This window comes from Enterococcus malodoratus (assembly GCF_027659535.1).
Lineage (GTDB): Bacteria > Bacillota > Bacilli > Lactobacillales > Enterococcaceae > Enterococcus_A > Enterococcus_A malodoratus.
Window position 1 is genome coordinate 249,872 of record NZ_JAQDPG010000001.1, and the last position, 19,660, is coordinate 269,531.

The 19,660-nt window shown below is 43.4% G+C and carries 17 protein-coding genes; 14 read left to right on the top strand and 3 right to left on the bottom strand.

Translation table 11 applies throughout. The annotated features are described in order from the left end of the window. Position 1: 1 nt before the first annotated feature. The gene (locus PGP85_RS01270; protein ID WP_010742003.1) at positions 2 to 1,153 is read left to right on the top strand and encodes a pyridoxal phosphate-dependent aminotransferase; all 1,152 of its coding nucleotides are present in this window, start codon (positions 2 to 4) and stop codon (positions 1,151 to 1,153) included. A gap of 73 nt (positions 1,154 to 1,226) precedes the next feature. Then, complete coding sequence (locus tag PGP85_RS01275) at positions 1,227 to 2,078, top strand: AraC family transcriptional regulator (protein ID WP_010742004.1); 852 nt, start codon at positions 1,227 to 1,229, stop codon at positions 2,076 to 2,078. Between the two features lie 45 nt (positions 2,079 to 2,123). Here PGP85_RS01275 and PGP85_RS01280 read toward each other — a convergent pair whose 3' ends face one another. Beyond that, complete coding sequence (locus PGP85_RS01280) at positions 2,124 to 4,430, bottom strand: HAD-IC family P-type ATPase (protein WP_270325605.1); 2,307 nt, start codon at positions 4,428 to 4,430, stop codon at positions 2,124 to 2,126. 155 nt (positions 4,431 to 4,585) lie between these two features. Between PGP85_RS01280 and PGP85_RS01285 the strand changes: the two genes are divergently transcribed. From PGP85_RS01285 to yjeM, 12 genes are all read left to right on the top strand, one after another. Then, the gene (locus tag PGP85_RS01285) at positions 4,586 to 6,094 is read left to right on the top strand and encodes a sensor histidine kinase (RefSeq protein ID WP_270325606.1); all 1,509 of its coding nucleotides are present in this window, start codon (positions 4,586 to 4,588) and stop codon (positions 6,092 to 6,094) included. 37 nt (positions 6,095 to 6,131) lie between these two features. Continuing rightward, positions 6,132 to 6,827 (top strand): response regulator transcription factor, encoded by a 696-nt coding sequence (locus tag PGP85_RS01290; RefSeq protein ID WP_010742007.1) that lies wholly within the window; start codon positions 6,132 to 6,134, stop codon positions 6,825 to 6,827. 143 nt (positions 6,828 to 6,970) lie between these two features. Further along, entirely contained in the window at positions 6,971 to 7,537 is a 567-nt protein-coding gene (locus PGP85_RS01295; protein WP_010742008.1) for an NUDIX hydrolase, read from the top strand. A 72-nt stretch (positions 7,538 to 7,609) separates the two neighbouring features. Beyond that, complete coding sequence (locus tag PGP85_RS01300; RefSeq protein WP_010742009.1) at positions 7,610 to 8,491, top strand: LysR family transcriptional regulator; 882 nt, start codon at positions 7,610 to 7,612, stop codon at positions 8,489 to 8,491. An 87-nt stretch (positions 8,492 to 8,578) separates the two neighbouring features. Further along, positions 8,579 to 10,051 carry a UbiD family decarboxylase gene (locus PGP85_RS01305; protein ID WP_010742010.1) on the top strand — a complete coding sequence of 491 codons (1,473 nt, stop codon included), beginning with the start codon at positions 8,579 to 8,581 and terminating at the stop codon, positions 10,049 to 10,051. Between the two features lie 9 nt (positions 10,052 to 10,060). Then, entirely contained in the window at positions 10,061 to 10,630 is a 570-nt protein-coding gene (locus tag PGP85_RS01310; protein WP_010742011.1) for a UbiX family flavin prenyltransferase, read from the top strand. Beyond that, entirely contained in the window at positions 10,623 to 11,006 is a 384-nt protein-coding gene (gene lpdD / locus PGP85_RS01315; protein WP_034709146.1) for a prenylated flavin chaperone LpdD, read from the top strand. The genes PGP85_RS01310 and lpdD overlap by 8 nt, the downstream gene beginning before the upstream one ends. Positions 11,007 to 11,126: 120 nt before the next feature. Further along, positions 11,127 to 11,330 carry a hypothetical protein gene (locus PGP85_RS01320; RefSeq protein ID WP_010742013.1) on the top strand — a complete coding sequence of 68 codons (204 nt, stop codon included), beginning with the start codon at positions 11,127 to 11,129 and terminating at the stop codon, positions 11,328 to 11,330. Between the two features lie 122 nt (positions 11,331 to 11,452). Then, on the top strand, positions 11,453 to 11,926 hold the full coding sequence (locus tag PGP85_RS01325; protein WP_270325607.1) for a GyrI-like domain-containing protein: 474 nt from the start codon (positions 11,453 to 11,455) through the stop codon (positions 11,924 to 11,926). Between the two features lie 258 nt (positions 11,927 to 12,184). Continuing rightward, positions 12,185 to 12,943, top strand: a complete 759-nt coding sequence (locus tag PGP85_RS01330; protein ID WP_010742015.1) for an ABC transporter ATP-binding protein — start codon at positions 12,185 to 12,187, stop codon at positions 12,941 to 12,943. Beyond that, positions 12,936 to 14,531, top strand: a complete 1,596-nt coding sequence (locus PGP85_RS01335) for an ABC transporter (protein ID WP_270325608.1) — start codon at positions 12,936 to 12,938, stop codon at positions 14,529 to 14,531. Before PGP85_RS01330 ends, PGP85_RS01335 begins: the two co-directional genes overlap by 8 nt. A gap of 637 nt (positions 14,532 to 15,168) precedes the next feature. Then, the gene (yjeM, locus tag PGP85_RS01340) at positions 15,169 to 16,659 is read left to right on the top strand and encodes a glutamate/gamma-aminobutyrate family transporter YjeM (RefSeq protein ID WP_010742017.1); all 1,491 of its coding nucleotides are present in this window, start codon (positions 15,169 to 15,171) and stop codon (positions 16,657 to 16,659) included. Positions 16,660 to 16,693: 34 nt separating this feature from the next. Here yjeM and PGP85_RS01345 read toward each other — a convergent pair whose 3' ends face one another. Together PGP85_RS01345 and PGP85_RS01350 are read right to left on the bottom strand one after the other, a co-directional pair. After that, a complete protein-coding gene (locus PGP85_RS01345; RefSeq protein ID WP_270325609.1) occupies positions 16,694 to 18,946 on the bottom strand; it encodes an ABC transporter permease in 2,253 nt (750 codons plus the stop codon). After that, on the bottom strand, positions 18,946 to 19,647 hold the full coding sequence (locus PGP85_RS01350; protein WP_270325610.1) for an ABC transporter ATP-binding protein: 702 nt from the start codon (positions 19,645 to 19,647) through the stop codon (positions 18,946 to 18,948). Before PGP85_RS01350 ends, PGP85_RS01345 begins: the two co-directional genes overlap by 1 nt. Between the last annotated feature and the right edge of the window lie 13 nt (positions 19,648 to 19,660).

The window sequence follows — 19,660 nt, forward strand, 5'->3', positions numbered from 1 at the left end:
GATGGATAAAAGTAAAATAGCACGACGCTTCCAACAACCGGCAGAAAATTTGTTGATGAAGATCGCCGTTTTAGCAAAAGAAAAAGAAGATATTATTGATTTGTCGATTGGTGATCCCGATTTGATCACCAACCCGGCGATCATTGAGGCCGCTTATGAAGATGTCAGAAAGGGTGCGACGAATTATACGGCCCCTGATGGCAGCAAAGAATTTTTGACGACAATCGTTGATTTCTATCAAAAAAAATACGGTCTGAGTTTTCAAGTGAATCAAGTCCGTGGAACAGTCGGCGCTTTGCATGGGATGTATTTGGTAATGCAAGTGCTGCTTGATCCCGGGGATGAAGTGATCATTCACGAACCGTATTTTTCACCTTATCGTGAACAAGTCGTTTTATCTGGCGGCACACCTGTTTTTGTCCCGACCTATGAGGAAAACGATTTTCAATTAGCGGTTGCTGATTTAAAAGCGGCGGTTACGGATAAAACGAAAGCAATTATCATCAATTCTCCAAACAATCCAACCGGAGCGGTCTTCTCCGAGGAGACGTTGAAGCAGATTGCTGAAGTGGCGGTTGAAAATGATCTATTCATTATTTCGGATGAAATCTACGAAGATTTTGCCTTTAAAGAAAAATTTGTGCCAATGGCAAGTTTGGCTCCGGAAAATACGATCACCATCAGTGGCGTGTCAAAGGGCTTTGCGATGACGGGTTGGCGTTTAGGTTACATGATCGCACCAGCTTATATCAATCAAATTGCCGGGATGATCAACGAGAGTATTACTTACTCGGCCCCCACAGCTTCCCAACGCGGTGCAATCTATGCGTTGAATCATTATGAGGAGCTTGTTCCGCCGACAGTCGAGGTGTTCAAAGAACGTCTGGCTTATATTGAAAAAAGAGTCGCCGAAATTCCTTATTTATCCTTGCGTCCAGTAGCCGGCAGCATGTATGCTTTTATTAATATCAGTAAAAGCGGACTAGACTCAGTGACTTTCGTAGAAAAAGTGTTGGAACAGAGCGGTGTCTTGTTTGTTCCGGGCAAGGCTTTTGGCGCAACGGTAGGTGACGAGTATATTCGTTTAGCCGCGACACAGCCTATCGAGCTTTTATCAGAAGCTTTTGATCGACTGGCGAAGCTAACTTTTTAGCTCGCTAAAAGCGGCACGTTCTGCGAGGTTTTTCTTTGCTGGTCCTACTATAGTAGAAATAGGAGGAAAATGGATGGAATGGTTAGATCATTTAAATACGAGTATTGCTTATGTGGAGGAAAATTTGACGGGGAAAATCGAGCTGGAGCGCGCGGCGCAATTAGCGCAATGTTCTAGTTATCATTATCAGCGGATGTTCTCTTATATCGCTGATGTGACCTTGGGTGAATATATTCGCCGCCGCAAGATGAGTCTGGCGGGGGTGGATCTGCAACGAGGTGAAAAGGTCGTTGATGTCGCCGGCAAGTATGGGTATGATTCTCCCACTTCTTTTAATCGCGTGTTCAAAAGTATTCATGGAATGACACCGAAGGAAGCGAAGCAATCTGGTGCGAAATTGACCAGCTATCCAATGTTGACCTTCAAACTTACCGTAAAAGGAGTGCAGGCAATGGAATATCAATTAATCGATAAGGATGCTTTCCAAGTGACAGGTTTTGGTTTGAAACTTGCGCAGGATATGGAAGCAGCACAAAAAAGAATTCCAGAATTTTGGAACGAGGTCAGCTCTAGTGGGCAATTGGAACAATTGATTCCGCATATGGATCAAAACAATCCGGGCGTTATGGGGATCAGTTTGATGACCTCCGAGGTGCAGGATGCTTGGGAATATGTGATCGGGGTTGCTAGTAACGATACTACGGAAGAATTCGCGCAATACGAAATTCCGGCAGCAAAATGGGCGGTCTTCTCAGGAACTGGTCCGATGCCGGGTGCAATCCAAGAGCTGCAGCAGCAGGTCTTCACAGAATGGCTGCCGACGTCAGGCTTTGAATACGCTGAGCTGCCGGACATTGAGTTGTATTTGAACATGGAACCAGAAAATGCGCAGTTCCAAGTCTGGCTGCCAGTTCGAGCGAAATAAAGTAAAAGAAGCTGTGTCCACAGCTTCTTTTTTTGTGCCATCCGATTACAGGAAAGCTAGTTTCAAATTGTTGATTTTCCTCGCTAAAGGCGGCCACAGCAGAAGATTAACGATCATGAAGCCTATGAACCAGCCAAAGATAGGAAGGGTCAGCGAACCAATCGATAAAAAGCTATGGAATAAAACCACTGCACCAAAAGTACCGACAGTTGTTGTGACCACTAAAAAGAATCGCAGAGGATTTAAAGGCTGGCAGGATTTAAATACTGCATAGCAACTGATCCCGATCAATAAATAATACATAAGCGTTCGTGCATCCAAGGCAGATAAGAAGAATTGACCGAAAATCCAAACGAGGACCACATTCATTAGGACTAAAAGACCGCTAGGCAAGGCTCGTTTGATGGCGATAGGTAAAAAACGTCCTTGGATTTTCCGCTTGTCTGCTTCAAAGGATAGAAAGAAGGATGGGTAGCCTTCGATCGCTAAATCGATTAAAGTGATCTGTAATGGAATGAAAGGGAACGTTGATACTGTTAAGATACAGAACAATGAAACCAGCAGCGAATAGATCGTTTTGATAAAGAATACGCCGGATGAACGAGTAATATTATTCACGACTCTGCGGCCTTCAAAGATGATCGCTGGCAAGCTGCCGAAATTAGAATCGAGCAATACTACATCCGCGATTTGACGAGTGGCGTCATCTCCTTCAGCCATGGCGATGGAAATATCTGCTTCGCGTAAAGCCAAAATATCATTTACACCGTCTCCAGTCATTCCAACGGTTTGATCCTTTGATTTCAGCTCATGGATCAATAGTTTTTTCTGTTGCGGAGTGACCCGTCCGAAGATCGAATGGGTATGGGCCAGTTCCCGAATTTTGGCTTCCTCAGTATAGGCCGAAAGATCAATGGCTTTTTGATAATCAACAAACCCGGCTTTTTCAGCGATGGCTGCGACCGTTTTTGGATTGTCGCCTGAAATAATCTTCAAATCCACGCCTTGTTCGGTTAAAAAGTTCAAGGTTTCTTGCGCGTTTTCGCGGATCGGATCACTTAAGGTCAGAAAGGCGATCGGTGACAGATTCGTTGGCTGTTCCAAGTTCTCTGATGGAGAGAGAGCAATCAAAAGAATTCGCAACCCCGCCGCTTGATAATGCTGAATCAGTGATGGAATCTCCTCGGCAGGAAGTAAATTCTCCGGCGAACCTAGATAAAGGGTGGTACCATTTTCAAAGGCTACGGCGCCATATTTTCGTTCGGATGAAAAGGGCAGTACCTGTTTCGCAGATTCGTGAGCACCTGAACCAAAATAGGCGTTTAAAGCCTGCGCGGTAGGATTGCTGTCTTCCGTTGCTGCCAAATAGCTGGTCATCAGGTCGGGAAGAGTTTCTCGATAGGACTCGGCTAAAAGATATAGATTTTCCACCTGCATCTTGCCCTCTGTTAAGGTTCCCGTCTTATCTAGACAAAGGACATCCATGTGGGCCAAATTTTCAATCGCGTACATATTTTGTACAAGCACCTGTTTTTTCGCCAATTTTAACACGCCAGTAGTCAAAGCAATACTGATCAGCAGCACTAGACCTTTCGGCAGCATCCCTAAAAGCGCGGCGACAGACGCTACGACCGCTGTGTAAGTGGAGCTGTGACGTAAAAAGAAGGCTTCGATAAAAAGTAAGACACCAATGGGTAAAATGATCAGACTGGTAAATTTGGAAATTTTTTGGATGGATTGGATCAGCTCGGATTTTATCGGTTTGGCAGCTTTGGTTTCATTGATGATTTTCGCCGCATAATTATCAGCGCCTACTCGTTCCACTTGTGTAATCAGCTGTCCGCTAGTCAGGTAGCTACCTGACAAAAGCTCAGCGCCGGCTTTTTTGATAATCGTATCAGATTCGCCAGTCAGCAGTGATTCGTTGGCTTCAGCCAGACCAGCTAAAACCAACATATCGCTGGGAATCTGCTCGCCGGCTTTTAATAGAACGGTATCTCCTAAGACTAATTTATCCGGAGCAATCCGTTGTTTTTCCCCTTCTCGAATGACGGTAATGTCATTCTGGGCCAATAGAGTCAGGCGTTCGACCATCCTTTTTGCGCGAATCTCTTGGACGATGCCGATCGTGATGTTGAATAGGATGATCAAGATAAAGAACATATTGCTGTAGGCTTTGACTGCAAATAGGCAGGCCGCCAAAAGAAAGTTTAATAAGTTAAACAGTGTTAACGTGTTTTCGCGAATGATCGTGGCGGTGGACTTTGCCGGGTTCAGACGATGATCATTAGTTTGACCAGCCTCGCTCCGCTCTTGGACTTCTTTGGCGGTTAAGCCGGTAAATGAATGCATAAATCGTTTCCTCCAAAAATATAAAAGTGGTTGGGCGTTGCTTATAGTTAATTTTATGATAATCAAAGGAATCAAATAAACAGGGCGGAAGTGATAAACAATTTGTAAACTATTTATTAATACTTGCTTTATTTTTGCGAAAATGAGGCGTAGTCGTGTTAAATAAGAAGAGAGAAATGAATGAGATGAGGCGATCAGAGATGACGATTCGACAACGGCTTTATTTATCCAATTTACTAATGATCATCATGCCGATTGTTTTGACCGGGATCGTTTTAAGCGGATTGTTCTTTATTTTTTCTGATACCTTTGGCAGAAACTTTTTTCACCAATGGCAGGAAAATCGAATATACGCTAAGGAATATGATCAGATTGAAGAGTTAAAGACGAAATTTGATGCGAAGCCGCCAACTGAAAAACAGATGATCGCTGAGGTTGCTCGCATCGATCGCCAATTTCCTCGCGACTATATCAGCGTGCTGGTATACAGCAAGGAACAAAAATTGCTTCATCGCGAGAGACCCTATCAGGAAGACAAAATCGTCAAAAATATGCTGGCTGATCCGCAGCAGCACACGCTGGTAGTCAATAACGTTTTGGTAAATCGGCTTGAGGTTGGCGGCTTCCATCTGCTGCTGATCAATCAAAAATATCATATGAATCTAGAAGAAAGGCTCGTGGATAATAAGCAGAAGATTCTGTTTGTGATCGTTTTGACACTGGCTTGTGTGATCCTCTTTGTGCTGCTGACCAATTACCTATTGTCGCGCTTTATTTTCCGGCCGATCAATGACGCGTTAACGGTTCTTTTGAATGGTGCCCAGCAAATCCGGGACGGAAATTTGAGTTGGCGTACGAGCTATCATGAAGAAGACGAGTTTCTTCCGGTTGTGAACAGTTTTAATGAGATGGCTGAAAGGCTTGAGACGATGGTGACCGAACAGGAGAAAACGACCGAAAATCGCAAAGAGCTGATTGCTGGAATTTCTCATGATCTGCGCACACCGTTGACGGCGATCAAGGCCTATGTTGAAGGCTTAGATAAAGGTGTGGCTACAACGCCCGCCATGAAAGATAAATACTTGCGGACGATTGCGAGTAAAACTGACGAACTGACTCATTTAGTAGAGCAGCTGTTTCTTTTCTCCAAAATCGATTTGGGCGAGTACGCGCTGAAGATCAAAACGGTCAATATCGGAAAATATCTGGCGGATGTGATCGAGGGTGTGACAGACGAATACGCACAACGAGGATTGACGATCATTTTAGGAGCGCGTTCTTTTCAGACAAAGGCAGCGATTGATCCAGAGCAGCTGCGTAATGTGATCATGAATATTATCGAAAATACGTTGAAATATGGAAACCAAACCGAAAACCAACTAGTGATTGAGCAATATGAGGATTTGGATCAGGTGATACTGACATTCAGTGACAATGGTCCTGGGGTTCCAGCCGAGCAGTATGAAAAAATCTTCAATGTGTTTTATCGTGGGGATCAGGCGCGGACACAAACTGGGAAAGGCAGCGGATTAGGACTGGCGATTGCGCGACGCGTGGTTGAAAGTCAGAAAGGTACCATCGAAGCAGCACCTTCTCCAAGCGGCGGACTGCAAATACGCATTCAACTGCCGATTCGTTCCGCAGAAAATGAGGACAAAGAGTAAAGCTACTAAAAATATCCATGAATAATGAGGGGAAAAAATGAAGCATATTTTGATTATTGAAGATGATGAGGCGATTGCAGAGATTGAACGGGATTTTTTAACGATTCATGGCTTTGAATGTACCATCGTTCATGATGGGACAGCCGGTGTAAAAGAAGCGTTGTCGCAAGATTATGATTTGATTTTGCTGGATGTGATGCTGCCGAAAATGGATGGCATCGAAGTGCTGCGGCAGATTCGCAATGAGGTTTTGGTTCCGATTCTGTTAGTGACGGCCAAAAATGAAGAAATCGACAAATTACGGGGGCTGGGACTCGGTGCGGATGATTACATCAGCAAACCATTTTCGCCAACAGAACTCGTGGCTCGCGTTCGGGCAAATATTGCTCAATTTGAACGACTGAACAATCAGGAACCTCGCCTTTCGAAGGTTCGGCAGCTTGGAACCGGCGACATCGTGATTCAGCCGGACGCGATGAAGGTATTGGTTAAAGGAACCGAAGTGGTAATGAAGCATAAAGAGTTTGAGCTGCTGCTGTTTTTGATGCAGAATATTCAACGTGTCTTCAGTAAAGAGGAGCTCTATAAGAAGATTTGGGGGATGGAATCAGTTGGCGACATGCGGACGGTGACAGTCCATATCAATCGCCTGCGGGAAAAAATCGAAGACAATCCCTCTGAACCAGTTCATATTCAAACGGTTTGGGGTGCGGGGTATCGTTTTGTGCCTTAAAAAGTTAAGCGTATGAGAATAATCCGTGAAGGCTTGGTCAAATGAACCAAGTCTTTTTCTTTGCATAGAGGGACCGCCAGAATAATTTGGTATAATCGATGTGCATAGAAAAGTCAGAATAAGGAAAGATAAGAGGGGATAAGATGCAAGAAATCATTGAGGAAATTATGGCATACGAACCGTTTACGGAACAAGAAGCGGCGGATAAAAAACTATTTTTAGACAAGCTGCAATTTCAAGAAAATCTGCTGACGCGGGAAAATACGGACTATCATTTTTCTTCCTCCGCGTGGGTCATCAATCCCAGCTATGACAAAGTACTGATGGTCTATCATAATATTTATCAGTCCTATTCTTGGACGGGTGGCCATGCCGATGGTTGTGCTGACCTATTATTCGTAGCTAAAAAGGAATTGGAAGAAGAGACGGGAATCAAGGATTATCAATTGATCCACGAGGGCTTGTTCGCCTTTGATATTTTGCCAGTGCAGGAGCATTATAAGAAAGGGCAGCTTATTAAGGAGCACTATCATATCAATACGGCCTATCTTTTTATGGCAAAAGAGGACCAGATGCTGCATATCAAGGAGGATGAGAACAGCGACGTCAAATGGATCGATGTCGCCGAGTTGGATCAAGCGGTCACTGAAGAAGAGATGCGGCCTTATTACCATAAAATGATGGAAAAGGCACGTTTACTAAAAAAATAGAAACACACCGATCTTTGTAATATACTATTCCTGAATGGAATGGAAAAACAATGATGAACGAGGGGGGACATTATGGATCAGCAAAAATTGCAGCTTTTTCTCGATTTAACGGAAACGTTGAATTATACGGAAACGGCTGAGCGGAATTATATGACCCAAGGAAATGTTTCGAAAAAAATCAGTGCGTTGGAAAAAGAGCTGCAAGTTCCCTTATTTGATCGCAGCAATCGTCAGATTCAGCTGACCGAAGAAGGACGGCTGCTATTGCCGGATATCAAAAGAATCGTGAGGGCTTATCAGGTTTTAACGGATAGCCTGAGCGAATATCGTGAGAAAAAAGAGCGGGTGCTGACGATCCATACGATTCCCACCATGCCCAATTATCGAGGCTTCGATCTATTAACCAATTTTCTGAAGCAGCATCCTGAGATTCATCTGAATTTGAAGGAATCGGAAGCAATGGCGCTGGGAAATTTTGAGATCGAGAAAAATAGGGTCTACTTTTTTCGTTCCTTAAGGGAACAAACCGAAAAAAATTCTATTATTACTGAAAAGGATCGTTTTGTAGCGGTTTTGCCGAAGCGCCATCCGTTAGCCAAAAATGCGGTGATTGCTCTTAGTGATTTGGCAGACGAAAACTTTCTAATCTTAGGGCTGGCGGAAAGTCCTTATTATTCAGTCGAGGAGCTTTGTCGTGAAGCCGGCTTTGAACCGAAAATTACCTATCAAGGCACACGAATCGATTTGATTTTGCGTATGATTGAAGAAGGTTTAGGCGTTTCACTAATCATGGAAAAGTCGTTGGGAAACTCTTTGTCCGATCAATTAGTGACTCGAGAAATCGAACCGACCAATGAGAGTTTTCTGAATTTTTATTTATCCGAAGATGCAGACGCGCCAGCACCAAAAGAATTTTTCCAATTTCTGCAGAGCGAATATTCCAATATGGAATAGTTCCGCCTGAAAGCCGAATTGTATTGTGACATGGGTGAGCCTAAACTTAGCTTATCGAAATGATAACAATCCAAGGAGGCTTTTTTTATGTCTACACCTTATGATTTGCGAAAAGTTTTAGCTGAGCTGCAAGAAATGCCAGGAGAATACCATGAGACGAATCTGGAAGTCGATCCGCATGCGGAATTATCGGGAGTCTATCGTTATATCGGAGCGGGAGGAACCGTCAAGCGGCCAACGCAAGAAGGTCCGACGATGATGTTCAACAATGTCAAAGGCTTCCCCGATACGCGCGTATTGATTGGGATTATCGCCAGTCGTGATCGCGTCGGAAAAATTTTGCATCATGACCCAAAGCATTTGGGACGTTTATTGAAGGATTCAGTGCAAAATCCAGTCAAGCCGATCAAAGTCTCAAAAGCGGAAGCGCCTGCGCAAGAAGTCGTACATTTAGCGACCGATGAGGGCTTCGATATTCGCAAAATTTTGGCTGCGCCGACCAATACGGAATATGATGCGGGACCGTATATTACGATGGGTGTCGTTTTCGGTTCTGATCCTGATAAAACCATGAGCGATGTAACGATTCATCGCATGGTTTTAGAAGATGAAGACACAATCGGCATGTATATCATGCCAGGTGGTCGTCACATCGGCCATTTCCAAAAACAATACGAGACGTTGAACAAGCCGATGCCGATCACGATCAATATTGGGTTGGACCCAGCGATTTCTATTGGGACGACATTTGAGCCGCCGACCACACCGCTGGGCTACAACGAATTATGGGTGGCAGGTGCGTTGCGACAAGAACCGGTGCAATTAGTTGATGGCGTGGCCGTGGATGAAGTCGGCATCGCCCGGTCAGAATTTATTATTGAAGCGGAAATTTTGCCTTACGAAACGATTCAAGAGGATATCAACACCAACACAGGCAAAGCCATGCCGGAATTTCCCGGCTACAATGGCGATGCCAATCCAGCGGTTAACGTAGTAAAAGTCAAGGCCATTACTCACCGCAAGGATCGTCCGATCATGCAGACAACGATTGGTCCTTCAGAAGAGCATGTCTCGATGGCGGGGATTCCTACCGAGGCCAGTATTTTAGACTTAGTCGACAAGGCGATTCCGGGGAAAGTGACCAATGTTTACAATCCTCCTGCTGGCGGCGGAAAATTGATGTCGATCTTGCAGATTCATAAAGAAAATGAAGCAGATGAAGGGATTCAACGACAAGCAGCACTACTGGCTTTGTCAGCCTTCAAAGAATTAAAAACCGTGATTTTGGTGGATGATGATGTCGATATTTTTGATATGAACGATGTAATGTGGACGCTGAATACTCGTTTCCAGGGAGATCAGGATATTATCGTGCTGCCGGGGATGCGGAATCATCCGTTAGATCCGTCTGAACGGCCAGAATACAATCCAACCTCGATTCGCTTCCGCGGCATGAGCAGCAAAACGATTTTGGATGGGACTGTGCCCTTTGATTTGAAGGATGATTTTATTCGAGCAGAGTTTAAAGAAGTACCTGATTGGGAAAAATATTTGAAGTAGGTGAACCAGATGAAAAAGAGAATCGTCATAGGAATCAGCGGAGCCTCAGGAATCGTCTACGCGATCGATTTAATCAAACAATTGAAAGACGATCCTGCGATCGAGACTCACGGGATCATCAGCGATTGGGCAAAGCAGAACTTGAAATTAGAGTCTGATCTAACGCTAAATGAGCTGGAAGGCATGCTGGACTATCATTATAGTAATCGTGATTTGGGTGCGGCAGTCGCAAGCGGTTCGTTTTTAACAGATGGCATGGTGATCGTACCAGCCAGCATGAAAACTGTCGCCGGGATTTCAATTGGTTTTGGCGATAGCTTGATTTCGCGAGCGGCCGATGTGACCTTGAAGGAACAAAGAAAATTGATTCTAGTTCCGCGAGAGACGCCGTTAAATGCGATTCATTTAGAAAACCTGACAAAATTAGCTCGTTTAGGTGTTCAGATCGTCCCGCCGATTCCGGCCTTTTACAGCCAACCTAAAACGATCGACGATATTGTAGCCCATCAATCGATGAAGCTGATGGATGCATTAGGAATCGCAAACCATGTTTCAGGACGGTGGAAAGAAAATGACTAAAACCTTCACCAGCAAGCAGGCCGGCTATCAAATCACTTTGCGGGCTGAATGGATCGGAAATGACTTGATTCTGTGTCTCTTCGGAGGAGATACACCTCATATTGGGACGGTGACTACTTTTTCAAGTGAAAAACAGGTCCAGCGCTTTCCGAGCCATGACGGCCGCTTTCATAAAGACGATGTGCTAGCCGATCTGATTTTTGAAACGATCGCCCCAAAAATACCCGGAAATTGTGTCATTACGGCGGGAGTGCACGTGGACCATATTTCGAAGGAACAAATCGAAGCGGCTTTTTCGATGACCGATGAGCTTGCGGCAGCGCTTGCTCTTTGGCTCGATGGACATACCTTAACAAAAGCACCGCTATATAATTGATTGTAAACTGCCTAATTCTGTTAGGCAGTTTTTTTCTGAAAATTTCTTGCCAAAATGTGACATATGTCCTAATTGGTTTTGACGAGAGGTACTAGAATAAGGGTATAGGAGGTGATAAAGATGATGATCCTTATTCTATTGATCCTTAGTCTTGTCGTGTTGATGGGTGTTAGAAAACAAAGAAATGCCCAAGCAAAATTGCGCTATTGGGAGCGAATCAATGCGCTCGAAGCACAACGGAAACAGCAAATTCTAGCTAAGGCAATCAAAATGCAGCAAGCATCCAATTCTGATAATAATCAAGATTTGAAGAAGGCTAGTTAAGCTTAACTAGCCGATCTTCTGTAGTTGATCAGCAGTTAATTGCTATTATATTTTATTATACGCAATTTCATTCTTAGGCCGTTTCAGGTAAACTAATTGAAAACGCCGAAGGGTAAAAAATCATGATGAAGTACGAGCTGAGAGAACTGCCTAGTTTTTCTGTGATTGGTTTGGAGCAGGAACTGACGGAGCAAAAAAGCACAAATCTAGAACGCTGCCTGTCATTTTGGCCGACGTTTTATCGGCAGCTTAAAAGCAACGGATTGAGCCAGCAAAATGCTGCTTGGACAAAGTTTGCCTTTATGAAACGTCGGGAAGCCCGATTGATTTACTATTGTGCGGTTCCTTTCACATCGAAGGTGCCGGCAAACTTTGTTTTGGAAGAAATACCAGCCTGCAAGTATTTGGTGGTAGAACATCGAGGGGCAATGGCGCACATCTATTCTACTTATGCAGATATTTATCAAGGGCTCATACCGAAACTGGGTCTGTCATTGGAGCAGACCAATTTTTTGCATTTTGAAAAATATGACGAAAAATTTCATTGGAATCGCGAAAGCTCGGTCATCGAGATTTGGGTTCCGCTTAAAGCTTAAAACACTCAAATGAGTGTTTTTTTTTGGAGTTTATTGTCATAGCCAGTCTTTTCTCGTATAGTAATTACAAAGGTTGGCGCAATTCAGGACAAAATCATTTCCTTTTTGGAAGTGTTTACTACAATAGAAGAGAAGATGTCCGTTTTGTCTTTCACAAAGAATCAAAGTAAACCATTTTTAGTGATAATGAAAAATAATCAGTATAGCAGCAGGAAAAACTCATTTTTCAATCAAAAGATGACCTAGGGGGATGAAGCGATGATTGAGTTAACGGGAATTACGAAAGTTTATGGAGAGAAAAAGGCGTTGGATAATTTGAGCCTAACGATCAAGGAAGGCGAGATTTTTGGCTTCTTGGGACACAATGGCGCGGGAAAATCCACCACGATCAAGAGCTTAGTGAGTATCATTGAGCCTACAAGCGGCGAAATTTTATTTGATGGCAAGAATTTGAAGGCGGATCGTTTGGCGATCAAGAAAAAAATCGCGTATGTGCCGGATTCACCGGATATGTTTTTGCAATTGACGGCAAATGAATACTGGGATCTGATCTCGGCGGCCTATGAGTTAAAGGGACAAGACCATCGGCGGCAGGAGCTGATCGAATTGTTTGATCTGATTGGCCATGAGGATGAGACATTAGAAAGCTTCTCCCATGGGATGCGGCAAAAAACGATCATCATCGGGGCGCTGCTGCCTGATCCTGATATTTGGATCTTAGATGAACCCTTGCAGGGCTTGGACCCGCAAGCGGCCTTTGACTTGAAGGAAATGATCAAACGGCATGCGGAAAAAGGAAAAACAGTCATTTTTTCTACCCATGTGTTGGATACTGCGCAGCAATTATGCGATGAGTTAGCTATCTTAAAAAAGGGCGAATTGATTTACAATGGTTCGGTGGACAGCCTATTGCAGGATTATCCAAATGAATCTTTAGAAAGTGTCTACCTCAAGATGGCGGGCCGCCAAGCGGATGGCGATCTGATAACCGAGATTGAGGGGGATGCGCATGAATAGCGGGATCATCAAGCGATTGATTGCGGTAAATATGCTGTATGTCAATCCATCTTCTACGAATCAAATCCGCAAAAAAGGGCGTAAGGGGAAGCAGGTTATCCGCGGGATCATTCAGCAATACCTGTTATCCGGCGTGATTTTTCTAGCGATCTACGGAGTCACGATGGTGATGATCGACTTTGCCAAATTGCCTGGATTTTTCACCTATTATATGACCTTGTTTGCTTTGATCGGCTTTTCCCAATCCTTGTCGGCCATCTTTAATGTCTTTTTTGAAAGCAAGGATTTACAGGATTATCTGTCACTGCCGATCAAACAGAGCGAAGTGTTTATCGCGAAGTTTTTAGCGGTGGGAATGACGATCGTGCCATTTTTGCTGCCGCTATTGATTCTATTTTTCCTGACGGCCTTTAAGAGCGGCTATTCCATCGTGTTTGCGGTGATTGGCGCGATACTATTGTTCTTCATCTTCTTCATCTTGCTGTTCAGTCTTTGCAGCTTGATTGTTTTTGGGATGACGAAGACCAAGCTGTTTCGCCAACATAAAAAATTGTTTACCAGCTTGATGCTAGGATTTTCAATGGTCGTTTCTGTCGGCGGGATTTTGATGATTAATTTTTCTCAGAATACTGTCGATCACTCAGCAGGCATGGTTGATCGACAGGCATTTGCGATCTTCATGCCATTTTATCAAGTGATGCATGGATTGTTTACAGCAAGAGGACTGTTGACTTTAGTTGGCTTGCTCGTCCTAACCGGGCTGTTTTTACTAGCACTTAGATTTTTTGTTGTTCCTAGTTTATATGAACAATTCAGCGATGAAGGGTCCCATACGATTGCAACCACCCGAAAACGTAAACTCAATCAAACGCTGAAGAAGCAGTTGGAAAGCTATAATCATCAGCTGCTGAAAAATCCGAATCTGATCATGCAGGTTCTAACATCGTCATTGATCATGCCGATCGTGATGGTGGGAACTATGGTGACTACCACTCCAGTCAGTCTCAAAACATTGGAACCTAAATTTATGGGAGTCTTCTTCGTATGCGGCATCGTTTTTGCCTGTATTATGTTGAATCAAACCTCCTTTGTCAGCAACCTGATCTCATTGGATCGCGAGAATTTTTCTTTTATCCAATCGCTGCCTTTGTCCATAAGAAGATATTTGCGGCAAAAATTTTGGGTCGGATGCAAGATTCAAATGATGATCGCGGGCGGCGTCGGGCTGATCATCGGACTGGTTTTAAAGATGCCGCTATTCCTGCTTATTCCTTTTTTTGTTGGGATATTATGGGGAACATACTTGATGTCGCTGCATTTCTTCAGTCGTGATTACCGGCTGCTGAATGTGACCTGGACAAACGTCAGCCAGCTGTTCACACGCGGGGTAGGGAATTATGGCCTAATGCTGTGGATGTTCGGAACCTTATTTGTCGGGGCTATCTTGATCGCGTTATATGTTGTCGCGGTCCTGATGGACATCAATCCAATTTTATTAAACGGCGGTGTCGTGATCTGGCTGGCTATTCTGTCAGTCGCGTGGCTGCTGATTAATCGTAATAATTTTTGGCGGAAGTTAAACGACTAACTTATGAAACTAGAAAAGAGTCTCGGTCGAGATTCTTTTTTTTGCGACTAAAAACATTACAAAAATCAAAATAATAAAATTAGATTTTTCTCGTTTTACGATTGATTATTCATGTGTTTAAGATGGCAATAAGATAAAATAAATCAAATCTTATTGCCATAATAATGTGCTGTTTTCGCGGGTTTTCAAATAAGCACTCATTTAAATCGGTGATTAATCAAATATCGGTGACAATTTTTCTGTATTTTTTTAATTTTAAATAAAATTTATGAGATAAATAGGCAGCGCTTTCTAATTTTTTGAAAAGTATTTTGGGTTTGATATAACGTAGTTTTAAGCAATTGGTGAAATGAGATAAAAAAACAAGTGAAAATAGTACGTTTATTCTTTTCTTATTTTCGTTATTTTATCATTTAGTTTCGCTGGCGATAAAATGACCTTGGTCTATGATATTGTAAGACTTTTCAGAATATTCAAGGACTTTCGTGTTTCTTGCGCTCTGTGTTTTTTCATTGTACAGTACTATTTAGGGATTTCTTATATTTAAAGTGTTCTTGTTCAATTAATAACTTATTATAAGATCGAAGCACATTGAGTTAATTAATGCCCTAGATAAAATTGAATAGGAGTGGTTTCAATGTCCAAAGCAGAAAAAGGCATGACGCTTGGCGCTCTGGTCATGATGATCTTTACCTCAGTATTTGGGTTTGCCAACGGACCGGTAGCCTTTTACTTGATGGGGTATGGCTCAATCGTCTTTTATGTCGTTGCTGCAATACTATTTTTCATTCCTTTTGCCCTAATGATGGCTGAATTCGGTTCAACGATCAAAGGCGAAAACAGCGGGATGTATAAATGGTTGGAAGTCAGCGTAGGACCACGTTTCGCGTTTATCGGAACGTTCATGTGGTTTGCTTCATACGTTGTCTGGATGGTGTCAACATCATCAAAAGTTTGGATTCCTTTTACAACAGCATTTGCTGGGAGTGACCAAACACAAAAACTACATATGTTTGGTATGAACTCAACACAAATCGTTGGGATCTTAGCCTGTGTATGGATGATTATCGTGACTTTAGTCTCAATCAAAGGGGTTAAAGGAATCGTCAAAATCACTAGCTTAGGTGGTTTAGCGGTAACTAGTTTGAACGTTGTTCTTATTGTGATTTCAGGTATTATTTTGGTTGCTAACGGTGGGCATTTGGCTCAACCTTTCGACCACATTTTACATTCTCCAAATCCTAGTTACCAAAGTCCAATCGGTTTGTTAGGTTTCGCGGTATTCGCGATCTTCGCTTACGGCGGTCTTGAAGCTGTTGGTGGGATGGTTGATAAAACACGTAACCCAGAAAAAACGTTCCCTAAAGCGGTCGTACTTTCTGCCTTGATTATTTCAATCGGTTACGCATTAGGAATCTTCCTTTGGGGCGTAAGCACCAACTGGCAAGATGTTTTATCAGGCAACACAACAAACTTAGGAAATATCTCTTACGTAATGATGAACAATTTAGGGGTTGAATTTGGTAAAGGTATCGGCCTTAGCCAAGCAGCTGCTATCAGTATGGGTAACTGGTTTGCTCGTTACACTGGTTTAGGAATGTTCTTGGCGTATAGCGGCGCGTTCTTTACTTTAACGTATTCTCCATTGAAGACGTTGATCATGGGAACACCGAAAAAATTATGGCCTAAGAAATTTACTGAACTAAATGAAAACGGCATGCCAAGTACAGCAATGTGGGCACAATGTGGGATCGTTGTTGCAATCATCTTGATTGCTTCATTCGCTACACCAGACCCATCTGCGTTTTATAACATTTTGACTTTGATGGCGAACGTTTCAATGACATTACCATATTTGTTCTTGATCTATGCGTTCCCTAAATTCAAGAAAAAAGATGGCTTGGATCGTCCATTTGAAGTGTACAAATCTCATGGTATGACGATGGCTATCAGCGTTGTAGTCTTCCTATTAGTATTGGGTGCGAATGTCTTCACGATCTTCCAACCAATCATCGAAGGCGCCGGCGTTCGCGATACACTTTGGATGATCGCAGGTCCGGTCGGATTCTCAGCTGTTGGTATCATTCTTTACCAAAACTATATCCGTCGTTCAAAAGCTGAACAATAAAAAATTCTCCAGCGAATATTCGCTGGAGTTTTTTTTATTCTGCCGGCTTCAAAGCGACCGCGAAATCGATTCGATTGATTCGGACAGTTATATACCCTTGAACCAGCAGCATGCAGATAAACAGGACCAGACTGGCAATTGCCAGACTTTGGAAAGTGATATGAGGCAAGTATTGCTGCTGATCGGTCGAGACCATGGCCGTATAAGCCGTTAGAAAAAGTTTGCCAGCTGGTAGCCCCAGCAGCCAGCCAAGCGCTGTTAATAAGGCTGTTTCCAAAAAAGATAATAAAAAGATTTCCCGCTTCGTAAAGCCAAGAACTTTCAGAGTAGCGAACTCAATAAAACGTTCAGAAAAGATCAGCAAATGACAGTTCATCATAATAGTGATTCCCAAAACCAATGCCGCTAAGATCAATAAAGAAACAATCATTAAGATACCCTCGATCAACTTTTGCGAATCCTTGAACTGCTGCTGCTTTTCATTTTTGCTGGCAATCAGAGGCGAGGCGGCTAGCTGATCCTTTTCTCGTAGTAAAAGGCTCTGGGGTTCGAAGGCTTGCCCGATATCGTTCCAAGTATTTTCCGAGAAGAATAATCCTTGTGGTGCAGAAAGCGGAACAATTTTTTTAATATATACAGGAATAATCTGCTGCTGCAGTTTGATGTAAAGAGTATCCTTTGCCTTTACATTCAGGCTTTTTGCCAATGCTTCAGATAGACCGACCTGATTAGCAGTTAGATCCTCCAGATCGAGTTCGGGCAATTTCAGCTGGTCTCCATCTGAAACAATCGTGGCGATTACAGCCTGCTCTTTCGAATCCTGCAACAGTTTGACAGATTGCTGCTCCAGCCACTGATGATCAGTAGTTATGGTTTTAGCGACCGCGTTTTGCTCTTGGTGATCTAAGGACTTTTTAAAGCTGATTTTTTCTTCGTAACGATAAGTGTCATTAAAGATAGAATTTAAAGAGAAATCAATGGAATCTTTGATCCCAAGTGCGGCGATCAATAAAAGCATGCAGCCAAGCGCGCCGAAAACCCCAAGTATAGCCCGGCGAATGTTTCTTTGGATATCTCGCAGCGTCCATTGTAAAGCAAAAGGCAGGTAAGACCAGAGCTTCGTTTGTTCCAGCCAGACCCGTTTAAATCGTTGATTTGACTGCCTTTGCATGATTGTCGCCGGCAGTTGACCGATCAGCGGCAGTACAGGAATCAAAGTGATCAGCATACTGAATAAAGTGACGAGCGCGACAATGGCATAACCAAGCGTGGTCTGGACTTCCAACCATTTGGGAACCGAGAATTGATTGCCGATAGCTGATAATAAAGCAGGGGAGAGCAATTTTGGCCCTAAAACGCAGCCGCTAATCGACCCTAAAAAGGTCACGATCATGCCAAAGGATAAATAATGGAGCAAGATCGTTCGACGGCTGAACCCTTGTGCTTTCAGTGTGGCGATTTGCAGCTGCTGCTGTTTGACGAAGCGCCGCATCGTCGCTTCAAGTGTAATTAGTGTCAACAACAAGAATAGACTTGAAAAAAGAAAAGCCAATCGCTGAACCTGAGTGACTCGATCAAAGAAAATCGAGAGTCCGCTGCTATCGCTTGTATGACTCAATCGCAGATAATCAGCGTCCCAGATATCTGATAACTCTTTTTCCAGCCACGGCGTGTTGTTTTCTTTGTTTGTTTTCAATAAAAGCTGACGCGTCGGGTAGACCGGCAAGGAGTCAAATTGCGACTCTGACATGTAAGCATAGCCGGATCGTTTATGATTTGGCAGCGGCTGATCATCACTTTCTGTATGATAGATAAACTCTGGCTGACGAACGGTTCCTAAAATTTTATACTTTTGCTTCTCAATCATGAAAGACTCTCCAAGCTGATACTTATTTGCTTGAAAGAAATCTTCATCCAGCCATATCCCATCCTGATCCGACAGCTTGGCCCCGCGAATCACTTGCGGTCTGCTAAGACGAGAGTGGTTAAAGGTCAGGAAGGTCAAAGAAAGATCATCGTTTTGATAATGTCCGATCGAGCGTCGAGCGACTTTCTTAATGGGGGTCAGCTCTTTCGTTCGCTGCTCTTTTTGATCATTGAAAGTTGTGAGGGACAAGGTACTATCAGCCAAGTGACTGTTCTGTGAAAACTGTTTTCCAGTTGCGTCCATTTGCTGACTCAGATGGAAAATACCGGTAAAAATAAACAGACAGATAAAGCTCATTAGAAAAACCGAGAGGAAGCTGATCCAGTTTTTTCGCAGATCACGGAAGGTTTTACGAAACATTACCACTTCACCTCATCGATCTGTAAAGGATGCTTTTGACGAGTATCTTCAATGATTGCGCCATCCTTTAAGTAGAGTACCCGATCTCCGATTTGGGCGATCGAGGCGTTATGAGTGACCACGATGATTGTATGACCGTGGTTGACTGCCATGTCCTTCAGTAGGTGCAAGACCTGTTTTCCTGTTTCGCTGTCTAAAGCACCGGTGGGTTCATCGCACAAAATAAGCTGCGGATTTTTGCAAACGGCTCGAGCGATCGAAACACGTTGCTGCTCGCCGCCAGAAAGCTCCTGAGGAAAGTTCATTAAGCGATGAGAGAGCTGAACCTTCTCTAATACGTCCTTAGCATGAAATGGATTCTCAGCGATTTTTTGAGCAATCGCGACATTTTCTAGGGCTGTTAGGGTTGGGATCAGGTTATAAAATTGGAAAATGAAGCCGACGTTTTTACGCCGATAATCCGTTAGTTCGTTTTCTTTGTAGCTGTGAATCGGTTCCTGTTGAACAAATAATTCCCCGCTTGTTGGTTGATCCATCCCGCCTAAAAGGTTCAACAGCGTTGTTTTGCCGGAGCCGCTAGGGCCTAAAATGACGGTAAACTCGCCCTTATCCAACGAAAAGGAAACATCAGTTAACGCAGGTATTTCTGCTGTTGCTGTTCGATAACTCTTTTTTAACTTTGCTGCTTGAATGTATTTCATATGATCCCTCCAA

Coding starts and splice junctions, on each gene's coding strand:
- PGP85_RS01270 (WP_010742003.1), top strand. CDS start 2: ATGGATAAAAGTAAAATAGCACGACGCTTCCAACAACCGGCAGAAAAT.
- PGP85_RS01275 (WP_010742004.1), top strand. CDS start 1,227: ATGGAATGGTTAGATCATTTAAATACGAGTATTGCTTATGTGGAGGAA.
- PGP85_RS01280 (WP_270325605.1), bottom strand. CDS start 4,430: ATGCATTCATTTACCGGCTTAACCGCCAAAGAAGTCCAAGAGCGGAGC.
- PGP85_RS01290 (WP_010742007.1), top strand. CDS start 6,132: ATGAAGCATATTTTGATTATTGAAGATGATGAGGCGATTGCAGAGATT.
- PGP85_RS01295 (WP_010742008.1), top strand. CDS start 6,971: ATGCAAGAAATCATTGAGGAAATTATGGCATACGAACCGTTTACGGAA.
- PGP85_RS01300 (WP_010742009.1), top strand. CDS start 7,610: ATGGATCAGCAAAAATTGCAGCTTTTTCTCGATTTAACGGAAACGTTG.
- PGP85_RS01305 (WP_010742010.1), top strand. CDS start 8,579: ATGTCTACACCTTATGATTTGCGAAAAGTTTTAGCTGAGCTGCAAGAA.
- PGP85_RS01310 (WP_010742011.1), top strand. CDS start 10,061: ATGAAAAAGAGAATCGTCATAGGAATCAGCGGAGCCTCAGGAATCGTC.
- lpdD (WP_034709146.1), top strand. CDS start 10,623: ATGACTAAAACCTTCACCAGCAAGCAGGCCGGCTATCAAATCACTTTG.
- PGP85_RS01320 (WP_010742013.1), top strand. CDS start 11,127: ATGATGATCCTTATTCTATTGATCCTTAGTCTTGTCGTGTTGATGGGT.
- PGP85_RS01325 (WP_270325607.1), top strand. CDS start 11,453: ATGATGAAGTACGAGCTGAGAGAACTGCCTAGTTTTTCTGTGATTGGT.
- PGP85_RS01330 (WP_010742015.1), top strand. CDS start 12,185: ATGATTGAGTTAACGGGAATTACGAAAGTTTATGGAGAGAAAAAGGCG.
- PGP85_RS01335 (WP_270325608.1), top strand. CDS start 12,936: ATGAATAGCGGGATCATCAAGCGATTGATTGCGGTAAATATGCTGTAT.
- yjeM (WP_010742017.1), top strand. CDS start 15,169: ATGTCCAAAGCAGAAAAAGGCATGACGCTTGGCGCTCTGGTCATGATG.
- PGP85_RS01345 (WP_270325609.1), bottom strand. CDS start 18,946: ATGTTTCGTAAAACCTTCCGTGATCTGCGAAAAAACTGGATCAGCTTC.
- PGP85_RS01350 (WP_270325610.1), bottom strand. CDS start 19,647: ATGAAATACATTCAAGCAGCAAAGTTAAAAAAGAGTTATCGAACAGCA.